General features: G+C 61.5%; 18 protein-coding genes. 9 read left to right on the top strand and 9 right to left on the bottom strand.

Annotated features, from left to right (window positions below):
* Positions 1-40: 40 nt before the first annotated feature.
* The gene (locus RE432_RS11305) at positions 41-919 is read right to left on the bottom strand and encodes a pirin family protein (protein WP_310933512.1); all 879 of its coding nucleotides are present in this window, start codon (positions 917-919) and stop codon (positions 41-43) included.
* Between the two features lie 239 nt (positions 920-1158).
* Here RE432_RS11305 and RE432_RS11300 point away from each other — a divergent pair, with 239 nt between their 5' ends.
* A complete protein-coding gene (locus RE432_RS11300; RefSeq protein WP_310933511.1) occupies positions 1159-1695 on the top strand; it encodes a hypothetical protein in 537 nt (178 codons plus the stop codon).
* Between the two features lie 586 nt (positions 1696-2281).
* Entirely contained in the window at positions 2282-2659 is a 378-nt protein-coding gene (locus tag RE432_RS11295; protein ID WP_310933510.1) for a DUF4168 domain-containing protein, read from the top strand.
* Here the strand turns inward: RE432_RS11295 and RE432_RS11290 are convergent.
* Positions 2598-4625, bottom strand: coding sequence for a methyl-accepting chemotaxis protein (locus RE432_RS11290; protein WP_310933509.1), 2028 nt, complete (start codon positions 4623-4625; stop codon positions 2598-2600). The two genes, RE432_RS11295 and RE432_RS11290, sit on opposite strands and share 62 nt — an antisense overlap.
* Before the next feature lie 263 nt (positions 4626-4888).
* Between RE432_RS11290 and RE432_RS11285 the strand changes: the two genes are divergently transcribed.
* Positions 4889-5260 carry a hypothetical protein gene (locus tag RE432_RS11285; RefSeq protein ID WP_310933508.1) on the top strand — a complete coding sequence of 124 codons (372 nt, stop codon included), beginning with the start codon at positions 4889-4891 and terminating at the stop codon, positions 5258-5260.
* 8 nt (positions 5261-5268) lie between these two features.
* Here RE432_RS11285 and RE432_RS11280 read toward each other — a convergent pair whose 3' ends face one another.
* On the bottom strand, positions 5269-6717 hold the full coding sequence (locus tag RE432_RS11280; RefSeq protein WP_310933507.1) for a YdgA family protein: 1449 nt from the start codon (positions 6715-6717) through the stop codon (positions 5269-5271).
* A gap of 172 nt (positions 6718-6889) precedes the next feature.
* On the opposite strand from RE432_RS11280, the gene RE432_RS11275 reads away from it, so the two are divergent.
* Both RE432_RS11275 and RE432_RS11270 read left to right on the top strand, forming a co-directional pair.
* Positions 6890-7501, top strand: coding sequence for a 2-hydroxychromene-2-carboxylate isomerase (locus tag RE432_RS11275; RefSeq protein ID WP_310933506.1), 612 nt, complete (start codon positions 6890-6892; stop codon positions 7499-7501).
* Positions 7476-8024 (top strand): ureidoglycolate lyase, encoded by a 549-nt coding sequence (locus RE432_RS11270; RefSeq protein ID WP_310933505.1) that lies wholly within the window; start codon positions 7476-7478, stop codon positions 8022-8024. Before RE432_RS11275 ends, RE432_RS11270 begins: the two co-directional genes overlap by 26 nt.
* Positions 8025-8054: 30 nt before the next feature.
* Here RE432_RS11270 and maiA read toward each other — a convergent pair whose 3' ends face one another.
* Genes maiA through RE432_RS11255 form a run of 3 tightly spaced genes read right to left on the bottom strand, consistent with a single transcriptional unit; the run spans position 8055 to position 10137 of the window.
* Complete coding sequence (gene maiA / locus RE432_RS11265) at positions 8055-8714, bottom strand: maleylacetoacetate isomerase (protein WP_310933504.1); 660 nt, start codon at positions 8712-8714, stop codon at positions 8055-8057.
* A complete protein-coding gene (gene ispH, locus RE432_RS11260; RefSeq protein ID WP_310933503.1) occupies positions 8711-9682 on the bottom strand; it encodes a 4-hydroxy-3-methylbut-2-enyl diphosphate reductase in 972 nt (323 codons plus the stop codon). The genes maiA and ispH overlap by 4 nt, the downstream gene beginning before the upstream one ends.
* The gene (locus RE432_RS11255; RefSeq protein ID WP_409079845.1) at positions 9682-10137 is read right to left on the bottom strand and encodes a peptidylprolyl isomerase; all 456 of its coding nucleotides are present in this window, start codon (positions 10135-10137) and stop codon (positions 9682-9684) included. The genes ispH and RE432_RS11255 overlap by 1 nt, the downstream gene beginning before the upstream one ends.
* A gap of 83 nt (positions 10138-10220) precedes the next feature.
* On the opposite strand from RE432_RS11255, the gene radC reads away from it, so the two are divergent.
* The 4 genes from radC (at position 10221) to RE432_RS11235 (ending at position 14577) form a co-directional block, all read left to right on the top strand.
* Positions 10221-10886: a RadC family protein gene (gene radC, locus RE432_RS11250; protein ID WP_409079869.1), complete on the top strand. Its 666-nt coding sequence runs from the start codon at positions 10221-10223 to the stop codon at positions 10884-10886.
* A 166-nt stretch (positions 10887-11052) separates the two neighbouring features.
* Complete coding sequence (locus tag RE432_RS11245) at positions 11053-11319, top strand: type B 50S ribosomal protein L31 (protein ID WP_310933500.1); 267 nt, start codon at positions 11053-11055, stop codon at positions 11317-11319.
* Positions 11320-11413: 94 nt separating this feature from the next.
* The gene (locus tag RE432_RS11240; RefSeq protein ID WP_310933499.1) at positions 11414-13168 is read left to right on the top strand and encodes a glycosyltransferase; all 1755 of its coding nucleotides are present in this window, start codon (positions 11414-11416) and stop codon (positions 13166-13168) included.
* The gene (locus RE432_RS11235; protein ID WP_310933498.1) at positions 13165-14577 is read left to right on the top strand and encodes an MATE family efflux transporter; all 1413 of its coding nucleotides are present in this window, start codon (positions 13165-13167) and stop codon (positions 14575-14577) included. Before RE432_RS11240 ends, RE432_RS11235 begins: the two co-directional genes overlap by 4 nt.
* Before the next feature lie 54 nt (positions 14578-14631).
* Here RE432_RS11235 and RE432_RS11230 read toward each other — a convergent pair whose 3' ends face one another.
* The 3 genes from RE432_RS11230 to RE432_RS11220 all read right to left on the bottom strand — a co-directional run bounded on the left by RE432_RS11230 (position 14632) and on the right by RE432_RS11220 (position 17965).
* Positions 14632-15903 (bottom strand): glycine betaine/L-proline ABC transporter ATP-binding protein, encoded by a 1272-nt coding sequence (locus RE432_RS11230; RefSeq protein WP_310933497.1) that lies wholly within the window; start codon positions 15901-15903, stop codon positions 14632-14634.
* A gap of 1 nt (position 15904) precedes the next feature.
* Positions 15905-16756 (bottom strand): ABC transporter permease subunit, encoded by an 852-nt coding sequence (locus tag RE432_RS11225; protein WP_310933496.1) that lies wholly within the window; start codon positions 16754-16756, stop codon positions 15905-15907.
* Positions 16757-16897: 141 nt separating this feature from the next.
* Positions 16898-17965 (bottom strand): ABC transporter substrate-binding protein, encoded by a 1068-nt coding sequence (locus tag RE432_RS11220; RefSeq protein WP_310933495.1) that lies wholly within the window; start codon positions 17963-17965, stop codon positions 16898-16900.
* Between the last annotated feature and the right edge of the window lie 155 nt (positions 17966-18120).

Genomic DNA, 18120 nt, shown 5'->3' with positions numbered 1-18120 from the left:
CGGGCCGGTCCGTGCCGTCAGGGCTACGGACCGGTCCGCTTCAGGCAAATTTACCCGCCTGATAATCAGCCACGGCCTGGAACAGCTCCTGCTGCGTGTTCATCACGAAGGGGCCATGCTGGGCAATGGGCTCATTCAGCGGACGGCCGGCGATCAGCAGTACCCGCGCCGAATCATCGCTGCGGATCACCACGCCGTCGCTGTCCGGGTCGTTGTCCAGAACGGCCATGCGATGCAGGCCAACAGGCTGCCCGCCCACCTGTACCTGGCCACGGTATACATAGATGAACGCATTGAGCGCAGGCGGCAAGGCCTGAGTGAACTCGCCAGCACCGTTGAAGTGCACATCAATGTACACAGGTTCAGTCACGTCGCGCTGCATGGCGCCCGCTTGCCCGTGGCTGCTGCCGGCAATCAGGCGCGCAACGACGCCATTGTCCAGCTGCAGCTCGGGAATATCGTCGCTTTGTATATCCCGGTAGCCGGGCGCCGTCATTTTGTCCTTGGCCGGCAGGTTCAGCCAGAGCTGAAAACCTTCCATCCGCCCCGCTTCCTGCTCGGGCAGTTCGGAATGCACCAGGCCGCGGCCCGCCGTCATCCACTGGACGCCGCCATTCTGCAGCAGGCCCTCGTTGCCGGCGCTGTCACGGTGGCGCATGCGGCCGTCGATCATATAGGTCACGGTTTCAAAGCCCCGATGAGGATGGTCGGGAAAGCCCCCGATGTAATCATCGGGGTTGTCGGTGCCGAAATTGTCCAGCATCAAGAAAGGATCCAGTCTGCGCTGCAAGTCCCGGGTCAGCACACGCGTCAATTTGACGCCCGCCCCATCGGATGTGGCCTGCCCCTGTACCACGCGCTCAACGCCGCGTGGCCGGTTGACGGTTTCTGCTTGCACGGGAGAAACGGTTGTGATCATAAGAAGCTCCTGAGTACTTGAAAAGGATGATATTCATTATAATTACCAACAATTTCCGGCACTAGTATCTGCATATAGAACCTATTGTCCTATTTTTGTTTTCAATAATCCTTCTGCGTCCCGGGCGGGACAGCCAACATGAAGGCAGACGCCTTGGCGTTTTGCCCCCAACACCTTCTTGCCCCATCCAAAGTACAATTTCGCCGGTTTTGAACAACACTACTGGAAGCAGAAGTATCTTGAGCACGAAAAGAAGCAAACGCTGGAATGGCGAACTGGACTCCCTTGCACCGGACTTTCTCAAGGAAGTCATCGAAAAAATGAATGCCTATGGGGACAGGATCCAGTTCGCAGCCCCCGGCAAACCCCGCACCCCCTGTTATCAGATCATCAATGCCCGCGACATGAAGATGGGCTTCGACGAAAGGCACTTGCTGCTGCGCCTGAATGCCGACGGCAACGTCGCCGATGAAGTCGGCCCTGTGTTTACCCTGGAAGCCATCCGTGCCGCCATGGCGGGCGGCACGCGCAAGACAGCCACACGCGCCGGCACCAGCCGAAGCAGCGCTTCGACACCCCGGCGCAGCGCAGCAAGCAGCGCCCCGGCTGCTGCGCCCGTGGACACCGTTGAGCAAGACAAGTACGCGTATTTCAAGGACAACCGCGACTACCTGCCTGAGGGCATCGTCAAGCACTCACAGGAAATCAGCCAGTTGATGCGCGGCGGCATGTCGGCCGAACAAGCCTTCGAAGCCATCATCAAAGCGCATTTCTGACACGCGCCGACCGAAGCCGTATCTACACCGACGCGAATTTGCCAGCCTGGCGCTCAACCGCATTTCGCACTCATCTTGCGCTAAAGACGCCGGGCGTGATGCTGGATGCCGCGAGAGAATCACACGATCCCGGCGTAGCCGGGATTTCCCTCCGGCATCCACGCTGCCGGGGCGGCCGCGAAACTCGCAACGTTGGCAGCCCACTGGGCTGCCAACACCCATGTTGCTCAAGCAATCGCGGCCTTGCCTCCCCGGCAGCGTGGATACCGGCGGCGTGTTCAATCCTCGCTTTATCCAGCATCACGCCCGGCGTCTTGAGAAGACAGGACAACGAAAGCCGACAAGCAAGGCATGCCCAACACAGCGGCAAGCTTATCCACACAATCTGTGCATAAGCCTGAGCATAACTACCGAGCATGTTGCTGAAACGTAATAAATCTGCCGAATTCCGACGCTTGCGCAGCAAACGGCCATCGCATCGTTACCCAAGGTTTCCCCTCGATAAGTCTACCCACAGAATGCGCTTGTAGTCTGAGTGATTGATGTCATGATGAAAGCTCATTCATGGCAATAGAAAGGAGATTGCATGCATAAACGAATCACCACCGCGATTTCGACCGGCCTGCTTGCCATCAGCATGACAGGCGGCATGGCAATGGCGCAACAACCCGCCGCGCAACCCAATGCACCGATGGCGGTGCCCACACCCGACTACTCTGACGCCCAGCTCGAGCGTTTCGTGAACGCCTCCGAGAAAGTAGCGATGATTTCCCAGGAGTACACGCCCAAGCTGCAGGCCAGCAACGACGAGGCGACCAAGAAGAAGGTGTTTCAGGAAGCCGACCAGAAAATGGTGAAGGCCGTGCACGATGAGGGCATGACCGTCGACCAGTTCAACGGCATCAACCAGTCACTGCAACAAGATCCGAACCTGGTGAAACGTATTCAGAAGATAGCTGAATAGCTTCTCGCCTGGGCATATCAGGCGCCGGGCTGGGGGTTGCCGGAATCTTGAAGACCGCAACGGCGCCGGCCAGTTGCCGAGCCTGCTCCTGAAGCGAGCCGGCCGCCGCCGCGGCTTCTTCGACCAATGCCGCGTTCTGCTGGGTGACCTCGTCCATCTGGGTGACGGCCAGGTTTACCTGGTCGATGCCCGACGACTGCTCTTCGGATGCCGCCGAAATCTCTTTCATGATCTCGGTAACGCGCTGCACCGATGACAGCAATTCCTGCATCGTTGTTCCCGCGCCTTCCACTTGCCTGGCGCCTGCGTCGACTTCCGTGTTCGACGCCTCGATCAGCTTTTTGATTTCCTTGGCGGCTTCAGCGCTACGCTGCGCCAGCGACCGCACTTCAGAGGCGACTACGGCAAAGCCCCGCCCCTGCTCGCCTGCCCGCGCAGCCTCGACCGCCGCGTTCAGGGCCAGGATGTTCGTCTGGAAGGCAATGCTGTCGATCACCCCGACGATTTCGCCGATCTTGCCCGAACTGTCCGAAATGCGTTGCATGGTCCGGATCACATCCGACACGACTTCCTCGCCACGAAGCGCCACGCTGGACGCACTGTCGGCCAGGGTATTGGCCTGACGCGCATGATCGGTGTTTTGCTTGACGGTCGCCGCGAGCTCTTCCATGCTGGCCGCCGTCTGCTGCAGCGACGCTGCTTGCTCTTCGGTGCGGCTGGATAAATCGGTATTGCCGGCCGCGATCTCGCTGGACCCGATGTTGATCTCGTCGACGCTGGCCCTGACCGCGGCGATCGTGCGGGCCAGATTTTGCTGCGTTTCCTTGAGATTGCCCAGCAGCGTATGGACTTCGTTCTTGCTGTTGGCTGGTGTGTCCGGAATGTGCACCGTCAGATCACCCTGCCCCAGCTTGTCCATCCCCTCGATCACCTGGCGCACCGGCCGCAGCGTTCGAGCTGCCAGCCAGCCGACCAGCAAAGAGATCAGCAGCGTGCCGACCAGCATCAGGCCAAGCTGAAAGGCCAGGTAGCGATAGCTTGCCCCAAGGAAGTCATCTTGCTCACCCATGCCGTACATCAGCCAGTTCCAGCCACGCACCTGATCCCAGGCCACGAACTGCGCGCTGCTGTCGCCCCCTTGATCCAGGCTGACTTCGGCGAAGCCGTTGCCGCTGCTGTACAGGGCTTCCAGTTTTTCCAGATCGGATGGGGCCAATTCGTCGGCCAGCTTGCCGCCCGCCTTGCCCTGACCGCCGGCAATCCGCAGCCAGGACTTGCCATCGGGACTTCTTTGCAGCACGCCCAGCCGTCCGTGCTCGGCAATCTTGGCGCCGGCAACCCACGTGAGCAATTGCTGCACCTGTTCATTGACATCGATGCGCACGGACATGCCGCCATAAACAGCGCCTGAGCCGTCTTTCCACGGCTCGATGCTCATGGCGTACCACTTGCCATTGCGCTGTACCACGCCGCTATAGGGCTGGCCGCTGTCGAGCGTACGGGCAAGCAGGTCTTGCGGATCGACCGTGCTGCCGATACGGAAACCGCCTGAGGCATTCTGCAGCAAGGTGGCCGCCCGCACCCACTTGTCGCCCGATCGCACCACAATCGCCGGCTCGGCGCCCGTGGTGTGGTTGATGCGCAGCAGCGTCTCGACGTCGCCGTTGATAATGCGGTCTTCCACCACCATCAACGGTATTTCGCCGCCCTCGTCGGAATCCATCAGGCTGCCATCCAGCACGGGGATGCCGCCCAGTTCGTTCGTCACAAAGGGAATCAGTTCGCGGCCGCGATTGCTGGCGCTGGTAAACACCATTTGCAACGACTGGTCCACGCCTTCCAATGCAGCCGTCAGTTCGCGCTGCACCGTATCCACGGCGCTTTGCCTGCTTTGCCAGGCCATGACCGCGGTAATGGCCGCCATGACCACGACGGTGGCAACCGATGTGGCAAGGAAAAGTTTCACCGCTAAAGACCGCCTGGCCAGCCAACCACCAGCCTGCGCCTTCTTTTTATATGCGCCTGTCTCCATGATGGCCCCTTTTTAAAAGCCTATTTATTGTCGTCATATTAACGACATACAAGCAGGCATTTTTATAGCGGCGGGCCTAGGGATATCCCGACAAATACAACAATATTTTGTTACGTAACGGCGGACGCGGCCCATGGCGCATCAGCGCAGGCCAGCGTAGTCTGCAAGATGCTGCATATGACTTTCGGGAGCTTGCAATGAAACGACTTCTTTGTATCGCGGCACTGGCATTTGCCGTCAATGGACTGGCGGCGGCGGCCGACGCACCCGCCCAGAAAAACGGCGATATTCTGGTGAATGCCGCAGGGATGACGCTATACACCTTCGACAAGGACACGGCCAACAGCGGCAAAAGCGCCTGCAACGACGCCTGCGCAAAAGCCTGGCCGCCCCTGACCGCCGAGGCCGGCGCGGCGGCCACCGGGAAATTTTCGGTCATCCATCGCGACGATGGCACCCAGCAATGGGCTTACGACGGCAAGCCGCTGTACCTGTACCGCTCAGACCAGGCGCCCGGCGACCGCAACGGCGATAACTTCCGCGAGGTATGGCATGTCGTTAAAGACTGACGCGCACACTACATCACCACACTGAACACCCTTTGCATGAACTCGGGCACCGTCATGGCCTGGCCATTGACGTTGACCATGTCCTTTTCATAAAGCATCGAGGCGGCCGCTGCGTCGCCATCGATCTTGACCAGGCCCGCAGCCTGCAGGCGGCCGACATACTGGTCGTAGATCATGGCGCCCAGCATTTCCATCTGCAGCTTTTTTTCGGCGTCGCTTTCGGCCTGGCCAAACGCCTGGATAAACATGGGCTTGGACAGGCTGAGATCGAATTTCACCTGTTTCAGCCCCTGTACAAACAGCGCATCCATGGTTTGCGCGTCGGCGCTTTGAGGATCGGTCAGGTCCACCTGCAAGCTGGCCTTGCTTTCCCCTTTGTCATTCTTCCAAATCAGCGGCTCGATGGCAATCGACGGATCGGATGCCAGCAAGGCCGCCAGCCTGTCGCGCAGCAAGCCGGCCTCTTCGCGGCTCAATGCCTGTTCTTGGCCTATCTGCCCGCCGTGCTTCGCCGCGATGGCCTCGTAATCGCTTGCCAGCGCCGCCAAGGCGGCCAGGTCCAGTTGCCGTGTCCGGCCGGCCAACGACAGGCTGCCCAGGTCGATGTCGCCCACTACAATGCGGCCAAACCCGTATTCGACTGAGGCATCCAGGATCGTGCCGGCCTGCTGGCTTTCCACGCCGATCATTGCCTGCTCGATGCTGACTGCTTCATCGTCGGCATTGCTGTTGCTGATGCGCAGGCGATCGACGGTGGCCCTGGATTGCGTTTGCACCTGGCTATCGGGGCCCGCGCGGTTCTGGCTGTCGATCCTGATGTTCTGGGCCTGCAACTGATCGCCCGTCTGGGCATTGTCAAGCTTGAAGCTGGCAAACTGGCCCGTACTGGTGCTGTCATTGAAGTCATTGCTGAACGCCATGTTGACCGTGCCGCCGCTGAAGCTGAACTGCTGGCCATTTCCGGCGACCTCCGCCGGCATGAACGTCCAGGTGGACTGGCCCGCGCCGCCAAAGCCCACATGCGTTTCGACCAGCAAAGGCGACCCGCCCTTCTGGCTATCCACCCATGCCTGGGTGGCCGGTGTGGCCACCAGCCTGGCCTGGCTATGAGCCAACATCGGGGCAAAACTGCCTGTACGCAAAGCCTGCAACGGAAAAGGCCCATGCTGCAGGTGATCTTGCATCGTGATATCGATGGGGCCCTTGTTCTCGTCATTGATGTGCAGGGTATACGTGACGTCGGAAGAGAAAAAGCGGCGCTGATAGTCATCGATGGAGAGCTTGACGCTGGGGGTCCCGGCCGAGGCCGGCCCCAGCAGGGCGTCAACACGCTGATTGGCTTGCGCGATGGCGTCCTCGATAGTTTTTTGGGCTTCTTTGCCCACATACCAGGTAGCGCCAAGATAGGCGACCCCCAGGATCACGACGACGCCAAGTACTCCAGTGCTCTTTTTCATTTCCTTCCTATCGGATAAAAACTGATCGTGTCATTTAAACATGAAAGTACCCAGGCGAACCCGCCTGATCTGACAGGAGTCCGCCGGCCCGCCGCCCGCATTGCGCCCCGTTCAAATCCTGCCTACCATATGCGCAAGGGATCACACACTGAACACGAGGCAAAACAACACCATGGCCGACCCCATTGATTTTTATTTTGAGTTTTCATCACCCTACGGATACTTCGCCAGCACCCGCATTGAAGCACTGGCGGCCGAATTCAATCGGCAGGTGCGCTGGCGCCCCATTTTGCTGGGCCCCATGTTCCAGGCCACGGGTTCGGCGCCGCTGACCGACATCCCCGTCAAAGGCCAATATGCGCGCCATGATTTCAAGCGCACCGCCAAGCTGTTCGACATCCCCTACCGGCAGCCCGACCCCTTTCCCATCGGCACGGTCAGCGCGGCGCGGGCGGTACTGTATGTCCAGCAGCAAGACAAGGACAAGGCCGCCGCGCTGAGCAAGCGGCTGTATCGCGCCTATTTTGCCGAGGGGCAAAACATCAACCAGACCGAGGTCGTGCTTGCCAATGCCGAACAGCTCGGCATCGATGCCGGCGAGCTGGAAAACGGCATTGCACAAGAAAGCATCAAGGCCTTGCTGAAGAAAGAAGTCGGCGACGCCATGGCCCGCGGGGTGTTTGGTTCGCCTTTCCTCTTTGTCGACAATGAACCCTTCTGGGGGTTCGACCGCTTTGACCACGTACGGAAATGGTTGCATGCCTCTGATTCCGCTCGCCGTTGAAACCCTGACGCCCGAGGCCTTTGCGGCCTACGGCAGTGTGTGGGGACGGCCCTATGGCACCGACACGCCCGCCTTTTCCAATGCAGCCACCGATTTCTGGCATCAGCATCATTTTGATGCGGGCGATAGCGGCCAGCCTGAAATATTGTGGGTCAACTACCGGAAGAACGATCGCTGCGTCGATACGCTCGAAGTGCACTGGCTGACCGAGCAGGCCATTGTTCCGCTGGGCCCGGAAGGCCTGTTCCATATTGTTGCGCTGGGCGGCCGGCCGGGCGAAGGCCCCGACCCGGCCACGCTCAAGGCCTTTTACATCCCGGCGGGCCAGGGCATTTGCATGCGTCCCGGTTGCTGGCATGCCAGCCAGGTCAGAAACGCCCAGGTCAGCTGCCTGATGCTGACCCGCGCTTCGACCACCGCGGAGCTGGTCGGGCATCTTGCCTGCAACAGGCCTGCCACGGAATCCAAACTGGCGCCCCTGGGCAACACCTATGTATTGCGCGAGCCGGGAAGCAGCCCCTGACCCTGTCAGGCCCGCCGAAAAAGACGGACGCTAGGCGGCCTTGGGGGCTTCGTAGTCGGGTTGCTGTTCTGGCGCAGCCTGCCTGAACGCGTCAAGCTCGGCGCAAGCGGCATCAATGCGAACGATGGTGGGGATGGCGCTTTCATCGCAAGCAAATCGGCGGGCATTGAAAAGCTGGGGCACCAGGCACAGGTCGGCCAGGCCAGGCTGGTCGCCGTGGCAGAAACGGCCTGTGCCGGGGTGGTTGGCCAACATGGCCTCGATGGCCGCCAGCCCCACGCCTACCCAATGCCTGTACCAGTCGTCCTTGTCTTGTTCGCTGACTTTCAAGTTGTGCTTCAGGTATTTCAGGACACGCAGATTGTTCAGAGGATGGATGTCGCAGGCAATGGTCTGGGCAATCGCGCGGACACGGGCGCGGCCTGCCGCGTCGGCCGGCAACAGCGCCGGATCGGGATGGGTCTCTTCAAGGTATTCCAGTATGGCCATGGACTGGGGCACCGACAAGCCGCCGTCGTCCAGGGTGGGCACCAGCGCGGTCGGATTCATGGCCCGATAGCCGGCGCTTAATTGCTCGCCGCCGTCTTTCAGCAAATGCACAGGCACGGTTTCATAGGCCAGGCCCTTCAGGTTCAGGCCGATGCGGACACGGTACGCGGCCGAGCTGCGAAAATAGCTATACAGTTTCATGACGGTTCCTTGGTTTTTCGGGACAGTTCCTTGGGTAGGGGGAAAGCCACGTTTTCAGGCGTGCCGGCCAGCGTGCGCACCGACGCGGCGCCCAGCTCTTTCAAGCGGTCAATCACCTGGCGCACCAGAACTTCCGGCGCCGACGCCCCCGCCGTCACGCCGACCCGCTTGGCATGTTCAAGCCAGGCGGGATCGATCATGCCGGGCGCATCGATCAAATACGCCGCCGCGCCCTTGCGCTCGGCCACTTCCCGCAAGCGGTTCGAATTGGAGCTGTTGGGGCTGCCCACCACCAAAACCAGATCGCACTCGGGCGCCATGATCTTGACCGCGTCCTGCCGGTTCTGCGTGGCATAACAGATATCGCTTTTCTTGGGCTCGACAATGGACGGAAAGCGCTGGCGCAAGGCCTGCGCCACCACGGCCGCATCATCGACCGACAAAGTGGTCTGCGTCACGAACGCCAGATTTTCCGGGTCGCGCACCACCAGCGATGCTACGTCCTCGGGCGTTTCAACCAGGTACATGCCGCTAGCGGCCTGCCCCAGCGTGCCCTCGACCTCTGGGTGGCCCCGGTGGCCGATCATGATGATTTCACGCCCCGCCGCCTGCATTTTGGCCACTTCGATATGCACCTTGGTCACCAGCGGGCAGGTCGCATCGAACACCTTCAAGCCCATTTGCTCGGCTTGCACACGCACGGCCTTGGCCACGCCGTGCGCCGAGAACACCACGATGGCCCCCTTTGGGGCTTCGCTGAGCTCATCGATGAAGATGGCGCCCTTCGTGCGCAAATCCTGGACGACATAACGATTGTGGACGATTTCGTGGCGCACGTAGATGGGCGCGCCATGCAATTCCAGCGCCCTTTCGACGATATCGATGGCACGATCCACCCCGGCGCAAAACCCCCTGGGCTGCGCCAGCACGACTTCAATATCATCCTGGGCGGAATCTTGGACTGACATTACAGGACTCCTAATATGGCGACTTCAATACGCAGGTCGGCCCCCGCCAAGGGATGATTGAAGTCGAATAGGGCGGATGCGTCGCCCAGTTCCTTTAATACGCCGGAATAGCGCCCCCCGTTCGGCGCCGAGAACTCCACCATGTCGCCGGGCGCAAAGGGAGCCTCTGGATCGGCATGCTGGGCCAGCATCGCCCGCGTGACCCACTGTAGCAGGTCGGGGTTGCGGTCGCCATAGGCCTGGGCCGCCGGCAGATCGAATGCAAAGCGGCTGCCCTCTTCATGCCCCACCAGGGCCTGCTCCATGCCGGGGGCCCATTGGCCCGCCCCCAGCTGCAGCGTTGCAGGCCGGCCATCGAAGGTATCGGCAAAGACGGAACCCGCCGCCGGACCCGAGACAAGCGCGATCCGGTAATGCAGGGTTAGGTAGGAATCAGGACGGACAAAAGCTTTCACTGAATCGGATGTCGAAGTCAAAATCTGTCACCGTAGAGGATCGTTACTGTTCCCCTATTTTAGAGCCCTTTATGACACAGCACATTTCACGCCAAGAACCGGAACGCCCGCGCGAGCGGCTGCTTGCCCACGGCGCGCACATACTGACCTCGCCGGAATTATTGGCCATCGTCCTGCGCACCGGCATCAAAGGGTGCGATGCGGTCAGCCTGGGGCGCCGGCTCATCGAACGATTCGACGGCCTGCGGGGCCTGTTGTCGGCCGACGCCCAGACTTTACTGGCCATCCCGGGCCTGGGCGTGGCCAAAACCTGCGAACTGCTGGCCATCAACGAACTGAACCGGCGCGCCCTGGAAGAAGGCCTGAAGACCGGACACGCGCTCAATCAGCCGCAGCACGTCAAGCATTACTGCACAGCCAAGCTGGGGCATCTTCCGGTCGAGCACTGCATGGCGCTGTACCTGGACAGCCAGTTCCGCCTGATCACCACCGAAGAAATCTCGCGCGGGACGCTCACCCAGGCATCGGTCTATCCCAGGGAAATCATCAAGGCCGGCCTGAAGCATCACGCCGCAGCCCTGATTCTGGCGCATAATCACCCTTCCGGCTTGGCTGAACCCAGCGAAGCCGATCTGACCCTGACCCGCCACCTGAAAAAGGCGCTGGCCCTGGTCGACATACGGCTGCTCGACCACCTGATCGTGACCGGCACCGGCGCCGTGTCCCTGGCCGAGCGCGGGCAACTCTGAGCCACTGCAGTATTCGTTGCGCTCCCGTCCCGAGTACGCTAAAATGCCGAGTTACCTTGGATACGTGATCAACGTAGGGCAGGCTTGGGTCAGGCGAATGCTTGGCCGCAACGCTTTTCATATGCTTGGTTGGCGACCCGCTCTTTTGAAAACACAGGAATCGACCATGAAAGAAGGCATCCACCCCGAATACCGCGAAGTGGTGTTTCTGGATCAGCAAACAGGCACAAAATTTGTTTCGCGCTCGACGCTGAACAGCCGCGAAACCATTGAACTGGATGGCAAGACCTACCCCTTGTTCAAGTGCGACGTCACATCGGAATCGCATCCGTTTTACACCGGCGCGCAAACCCGCATCGTTGAAACCGGCCGCGTTGAAAAGTTCCGCGCCCGCTTTGCCCGCACCGCAGGCACGACGCGCAAGGCTTCCTAAGCTTTCTGGATTTCTCCGCGTTCGCAGAAAGGCAGCCTTCGGGCTGCCTTTTTAATTTAAGATACCCTCATTAACCACTCTTAGCGCCTCCCCAGTGTCATCCAGCGACTCCTTTTCCACGCCTGCCCGCCTGACTGCCACAGCAACCGTCAAGCTCCCCCGGCTTTTTCTGCTGGTCGTGGGGCTGATCTACATACTGTCCGGCCTGTTCTTCCGTGACCCGTGGAAAACCGATGACGTCGTCGGCCTGGCCACCATGCTGACGGCGCTCAACGACGGCGGGCAGGCCATGCTGCTGCCGCAGATAGGGGTTCTGGCCCATGCGCAGGACGGCCCGCTCATCACATGGGTCGGCGCCTTCAGCATCTGGCTGTTTTCGCCTTTCTTCGAGCTGTTCGTCGCGCCGCTGGATGCCGCCATCATCGCCTCGCGCCTGCCCAATTTCCTGTGGTTCGGGCTGCTGACTGCCTCGGTATGGTATGGCACCTACCTGCTGGGACGCCGGCCCGAGCCGCAGCCGCTGGCCCTGCCTTTTGGCGGCGAGCCCACTGTGCGCGATTACGGCCGCATGATCGCCGACGCCGCCCTGCTGCTGATCGTCGCCACCGTGGGCATTGTGTGGCGCATGCACGAAACCTCCGAAGTCCCGGCCTTGATCGCCTTCCAGGCGCTGGCTTTCTACTCTGTCGCCCGCATGCTCGACCATCCCGCATCGGGGTCGATCACGCTGGGGGTTGCACTGGCAGCCGCCTTCCTGACACGCGGATGGATAGGCGCATTGCCCATTATGCTGGCCGTGCCGTTTATTTTCCTGTCCTGCAGCGCGCTGGGGCGCCAGAAGCAATGGCTGCTGCTTGCAGCGGCCCTGTGCGTGGTCCTGATCCTGTCATGGTGGATTCCGGCCAGGCAAGCCAGCGAATACTGGACGCGCAACTGGCTGTTGTGGAATGTGAGCTCGTTCGGCTGGCCCAACTACCACGCCATTCTGAAAACAGCCCGCGATCTGCCCTGGTTTCTATGGCCGACCTGGCCTTTCGCCATGCTGGCCATATGGCGCTGGCGTTCGTGGCTGACCGCGCCCCACATCTGGATTCCCCTGATGTTCGCCGCGTGGCCGCTCATCATCATGGTGTTCCTGGCCGACAGCTTTGAGCCGGAATACAGCCTGATGGCCGTGCCATCGGCCATTTTGGCCGCCTTTGCCCTGCCCACCCTGCGCCGCGGCATCGTCAACTCGCTGGACTGGTTCGCCGTCATGTGTTTTTCACTGACGACCGCCACGGTATGGCTAGGCTGGATCGCCCTGCAAACCGGCTGGCCAGAGCAGATTTCACACAACATCGCCCGCCAAACACGCGGCTATGACGTCTATATTTCCTGGCCCTCCGTCTTCGTGGCGCTTCTGGGCACGCTCGCCTGGGTCGCCCTGGTCCGATGGCGCCTGTATACCAAGCCGGCGGGTCTGTGGCGCGGCACCGTCCTGTCGGCGGGCGGCCTGATCGTGACCTGGCTGCTGCTGGTCACGCTGTGGATGCCCGCCCTGGATTACGTCCGCAGCTATCGCACGGTATCCGGCCAACTGGCAGCCGCCCTGCAGGTCCACCAGCAAGCCGGCGAGTGCGTGCGGGCACAAGGGCTGGGCACAGGCCAGCGCGCCTCCTTCCTGGTCTTTGACGGCATCAACTTCACCTACGGCTCGGAGTGCAAGCTGGTGCTGCAGCAAACGTCGTCAAGAAGCCTGGCCGAGGGCACCGCCGCCTACGCAGGCACGGGCACGGTACTTTGGATGGGCAAGCGCGAAGCTGAACGCCATGAAATCTTCCGTCTGCTGCGTCTTGGCAATCCGTGACCACACCCGCCGCCACAACCCGAAGCCTGTGGTCCCACGCCCGCGAGATCCTGCGCCAGGCGTGGCCGGTGCTGGTCAGCGCGTGGGCCAGCATCATCTTCGGCGTCATGGATACCGCCATGGCGGGCCATGCCAGCGCGGCCGACCTGCAAGTCATGGCGCTGGCAGCCTCGATTTACATTACCGTCTTCGTCGGACTGATGGGTGTCGTGCACGCACTGATCCCCATTATTGCGCAACACTTTGGCGGCCAGCGCTACGCTGAAGTCGGCCAGGCCTGGGGACAAGGCGTATGGCTCGCGCTGGGCCTGTCGCTGGTCGGCGCGGCGGCCATGCTGCTTCCCGATGCCTGGCTGGCGCTGTCGGGCGACGTCGATCCGGCCGTGCGCGATGGCATTACCTGGTACCTGCGCGCGCTGGTGCTGGCGCTGCCCGCGACTTTGGTGTTTCGCACGGTTTATGCCTTGGGCACCGCGGTTTCCCGCCCCAAGACCGTGATGATGATCAACCTGGCCAGCGTGGGCTTCAAGTTTGCCTTCAACTGGATTTTTATTTTCGGCAAGCTGGGCATGCCGGCCCTGGGCGCGGCGGGCGCCGGCCTGTCGACCGCCATGGTGGGCTGGATGACGCTGTGTGCCGGTCTGTGGGCCATCTACCATGACCCCTATTACCTGCGCTTCAGGCCGCAACTGGGGCGGCTGCACTGGCCCAGCCAGAAGGAGCTGCTGCGCCTGGGCATTCCCATGGGCGGCTCGTATCTGATCGAAGTGTGCGCCTTCAGCTTCATGGCGCTGCTGGTGGCCCGCGAAGGCATGTTCGTGACCGGCGGCCATCAAATCATGGCCAATCTGGCGGCGCTGAGCTATATGATGCCGATGGCGGTCGGCATTGCCTCGGCCTCGCTGACGGCGCAGGCCATCGGCGCCCGCGATCCGCACAGGGCCCGCAAAACGGGCCAGGCGGGCATCACCCTGGTGGCCCTGGGCGCAGCCTTGACCGCCACCGTGCTGGTGGTCGCCAAAGCGCCCATACTCCGGCTCTATACCGACGATATGCAGGTGGCGATCATCGCCGCCGCCCTGCTGCACCTATTGCCCTGGTTCCACCTGTGCGACGCGATGCAGTGCATCGGCTCGTACTTATTGCGCGCCTATAAAGTGGCCGTGGTGCCCTTGATTCTGCAAATTTTTGCGCTGACGGGCCTGGGCCTGATCGGAGGCTGGTGGCTGGGATTCGGGCCGGCCGCCGGCGCCCTTCAACCCTTGCTGGCCCGCATCGCGCCCGGCGCTCCCACAGGCGCCGGCAGCATGTGGCTCATGGCGCTTTCAGGCTTGGCGCTCTCGGCAATGCTGTTGTTTCTCTGGTATGGGCACATCGTCCGGGTCCACGCCCGCGCCAGGCAAGCCTGAGCGGCGCCCAGGGCTTGCGCCTGACAGGCTATGTGCCCATCAGGCGCCGCAGCCCTATGCCGCGCTGCGATCCGCCGTCTCCGCCGCGGCATCCGATGCGGGGCCGCCGTCCTTGGCCGCCTGATCGCCTTCCGCGTCCGGCGCGCTGCCCTCAATAACCGGCGTCACCAGTTCGACCACCTTGCTGCGTGACAGCATGCCCAGGAACTCATCGTTATCGCCGGTCACGGCCAGCGGCTCGGTGCTGCGCAGCATGCGGCACAGCACCTCATCCAGGCCGGCTGTTGCGGGCACCGAGGCCATATCCTGGACATAACGCGCGATGTCGCGCGCACCGTCCTGGACCGCTCGGTCAGCGGCGGAGCGGGTCAAAATCCCTGCCAGCCGCTTGCCGTCCAGAACCGCGGTGTACCCGAAGTTCATGCCGGCCATGCGTTCAACCGCGTGCACCGGACGCGAACGCATGGTCAGCGTCAGCGAAGGCGCGTTGCAGGCATGCGCGGCGTTCAGCACCTTGCCGCGGTTGACGTCCTGCAGGAAAGACTGGACGTAATCGTCGGCCGGCGCCAGCAGAATGTCTTCGGGCGTGCCTTCCTGGACCAGTTCGCCGCCCTTCAAAATGGCAATGCGGTTGCCCAGGCGCAAGGCCTCGTCCAGATCGTGGGTGATGAAGACGATGGTCTTGTTCAGTTGCGCCTGCAGTTGCAAAAGCTGGTCTTGCATTTCGCGGCGTATCAGGGGGTCGAGCGCCGAAAAGGCTTCGTCCATCAGCAAGATCTCGGCGTCGGTGGCCAGCGCCCGGGCCAGCCCCACGCGCTGCTGCATTCCGCCCGACAACTGGTGCGGATACTGGTTTTCGAATCCGGCCAGGCCGACTTGCTCGAGCCAGTGCTGCGCACGCTGGCGGCGTTCCTCTTTGCCCAGGCCCTGTACCTGGAGCCCATAGGCAACGTTGTCGATCACGCTGCGATGCGGGAACAGGCCAAAGCGCTGGAACACCATGCTCATTTTCTGCTGGCGGAATTTTTCCAGCGCCGACTTGCCCAATGTGACCACGTCGACGCCGTCCACCAGAATCTGGCCCGCGCTGGGTTCGATCAAGCGGTTGAAATGCCTGATCAGCGTTGACTTGCCCGACCCGGACAGGCCCATGATCACGTAGATGCTGCCCTCTTCTATCGACAGGCTGATGTCGCGCAGCCCCAGGGTATGCCCGCTCTTGGCCAGCAGCGCTTCTTTGCTGATCCCCTGGCGCGCGGCATCGAGCCAGCGCTCGGGCCGGGGGCCGAATATCTTGAAAATATTGCGTACTTCGATTTTGCTCATGTCAGGCCCCTTTTTGTTGACGACGCCCGAACTCTTGCGTAATACGGTCGAAAATAATGGCGATAATGACAATGCCCAGGCCGGCCAGCACGCCGCGGCCCACCTGCAAGCGGTTGATGCCCTGCAAGACCTCGTAGCCCAGCCCCTTGACGCCGATCATCGAGGCAATCACCACCATGGCCAGCGCCATCATGGTCGTCTGGTTGATGCCCGCCATGATATTGGGCATGGCCAGCGGAAGCTGCACGCCGAACAATTGCTTCATCCGGTTTGCGCCAAAGGCGCGCGAGGCCTCCAGCACTTCGCTGTCGACCAGGCGAATGCCAAGGTCGGTCAGCCGGATGACGGGCGGAACCGCGTAAATGATGGTGGCGATGATGGCGGCGATCTTGCCCAGGTTGAACAGCATGACCACAGGGATCAGGTATACAAAGCTGGGCATCGTCTGCATGACGTCGAGCACGGGCAGCATGATGGTGCGCAGCCACTTGAAGCTGGCCATCAGTATGCCCACCGGGACGCCGATGCCCACCGAAATGACCACCGCCACGATCATCAGAGACAGGGTCTGCATGGCCGCGTCCCACAGCCCAATGAGCCCGATGGCGCACAGCATGGCGCCGATGACCAGCGTGAATCCAATGCGGCGGCTGGCCAGCCAGGCCAGGCCCATCACTGCCAGCACCACCACCCACCAGGGCGAATAGCGCACGATCTGGTCCATCCAGATCAGCACATCCAGCAGCGGCTGCGTCAGGGCGCGCAGCACATCGGAATAATTGGAAACAATATTGCCCACGAACTCATCGATGGGCGCGCGCAATGCGCGCGGTGCTATGACTTCTGGAAACATAAAATCAGCTCCGTAAAACTCGTCAAGACGGCGAGCCGCATGGCTCGTCATCCGTGAAACCGCCTGCTCGCAGCAGGCTGCCCAACGCCGGCCCCGGCAAGTTCAGCCAGAGACCGGCGCGGACCGGTAGAAAGACGAGTGCTAAAGAGCGGCTTTTACGCGCTCGGCCACATCGGCCGGAAGCCATGCGGTCCAGATTTCACCCTGGTTTTCAAGAAACCACTTGGCGGTCTCGTCGGGCTCGGCCTCGTTTTCTTCCATGTAGGCCATGGTCTGATCCATGACCGGCAGGGGTACGGCGACCTTGGACAGGAATGCTGTCAGCTTGGGCGCGTCCTGCGTGAACTGGGTCGTCACGGCGGTAAAGACAGGATTGTCGGGGTAAGCGCTGGGCTCTGGCTTGGCGCAGTTGGGATCGGTCAGGCATCCGTGTTTTTCTTTGTCATAAGCCGGCAATTCAAGCTTGACCAGATCCATGGAGCCAACCAGCGGCGTCGGATACCAGTAGTAGAAAACGACGTTTTCCTTGCGCTGGTAGGCGGCGGTCAATGCGGCTTTCTGCGTAGCGCCGGTACCGGGCGAGAACAGGGTAAACGTGTCGCCCAGGCCCAATGCCTTGAACAGGTTGCCGCTGACCACTTCGCAGCCCCAGCCCGCCGGGCAGCCATAGAAACGGCCCTTGGAAGGCTCTTCGGGGTCCTTGAAATCGTCTTTGAACTTGGGCAGGTCGGCGGCGCTTTTCAGCGCGGGCAGACGCTCGGCCGTATAGCGTGGAATAAACCAGGCTTCACCGCCCATGTAGATATCGCCAATGCGCTTGACCTTGCCGCCCGCTTCGGCCTTGGCCCAAGGCTCGGCCACGCTGTTAAGCCAGATTTCGGTATTGATGTCCAGATCGCCGCGTTCGAGCGCGGCCAGCGCCGGCAGGGTTTCGGTGGGCAGCACTTCGGACTTGCATCCATAGCCTTTGTCCGCGATAAAACGCTCGACTTCGACCAGAACCAGGTTGGATTCCCAGTTCATGCCGCCGAACTTCAGAGGACGGTCGATTTCGCAGGCGGGCGCATCGGCCGCCTGGGCTACATTGGTTACGGCGCCCAGGCCCAGCAAGGCTGCGGCCAGGCTCAGGCCAAGGGTGGTTTGCTTGAGCGACGATGCAAAAGTGCGCGCGGAGCGCAAGGGATGTGAAGGAATCACATGGAAAGACATGGCTGTTTGCCTCCTTAAGTTACGTGGACGCATGGAAACGGAACAATGCGCCAGGGCCAAGGGGGTGTGCGGAAGACGGGGAAGGCCGCCGATACATACCGACACTAGCGTGGAGAGTACGGGTACTCATTGACAGGTAATGGGGCCGAACGGGC

It is taken from the genome of Pusillimonas sp. SM2304 (assembly GCF_031628915.1).
GTDB lineage: Bacteria > Pseudomonadota > Gammaproteobacteria > Burkholderiales > Burkholderiaceae_B > Pusillimonas_C.
The sequence above is the reverse complement of the archived record's forward strand: the minus strand, read 5'-3'. Positions and strand labels throughout refer to the sequence as shown.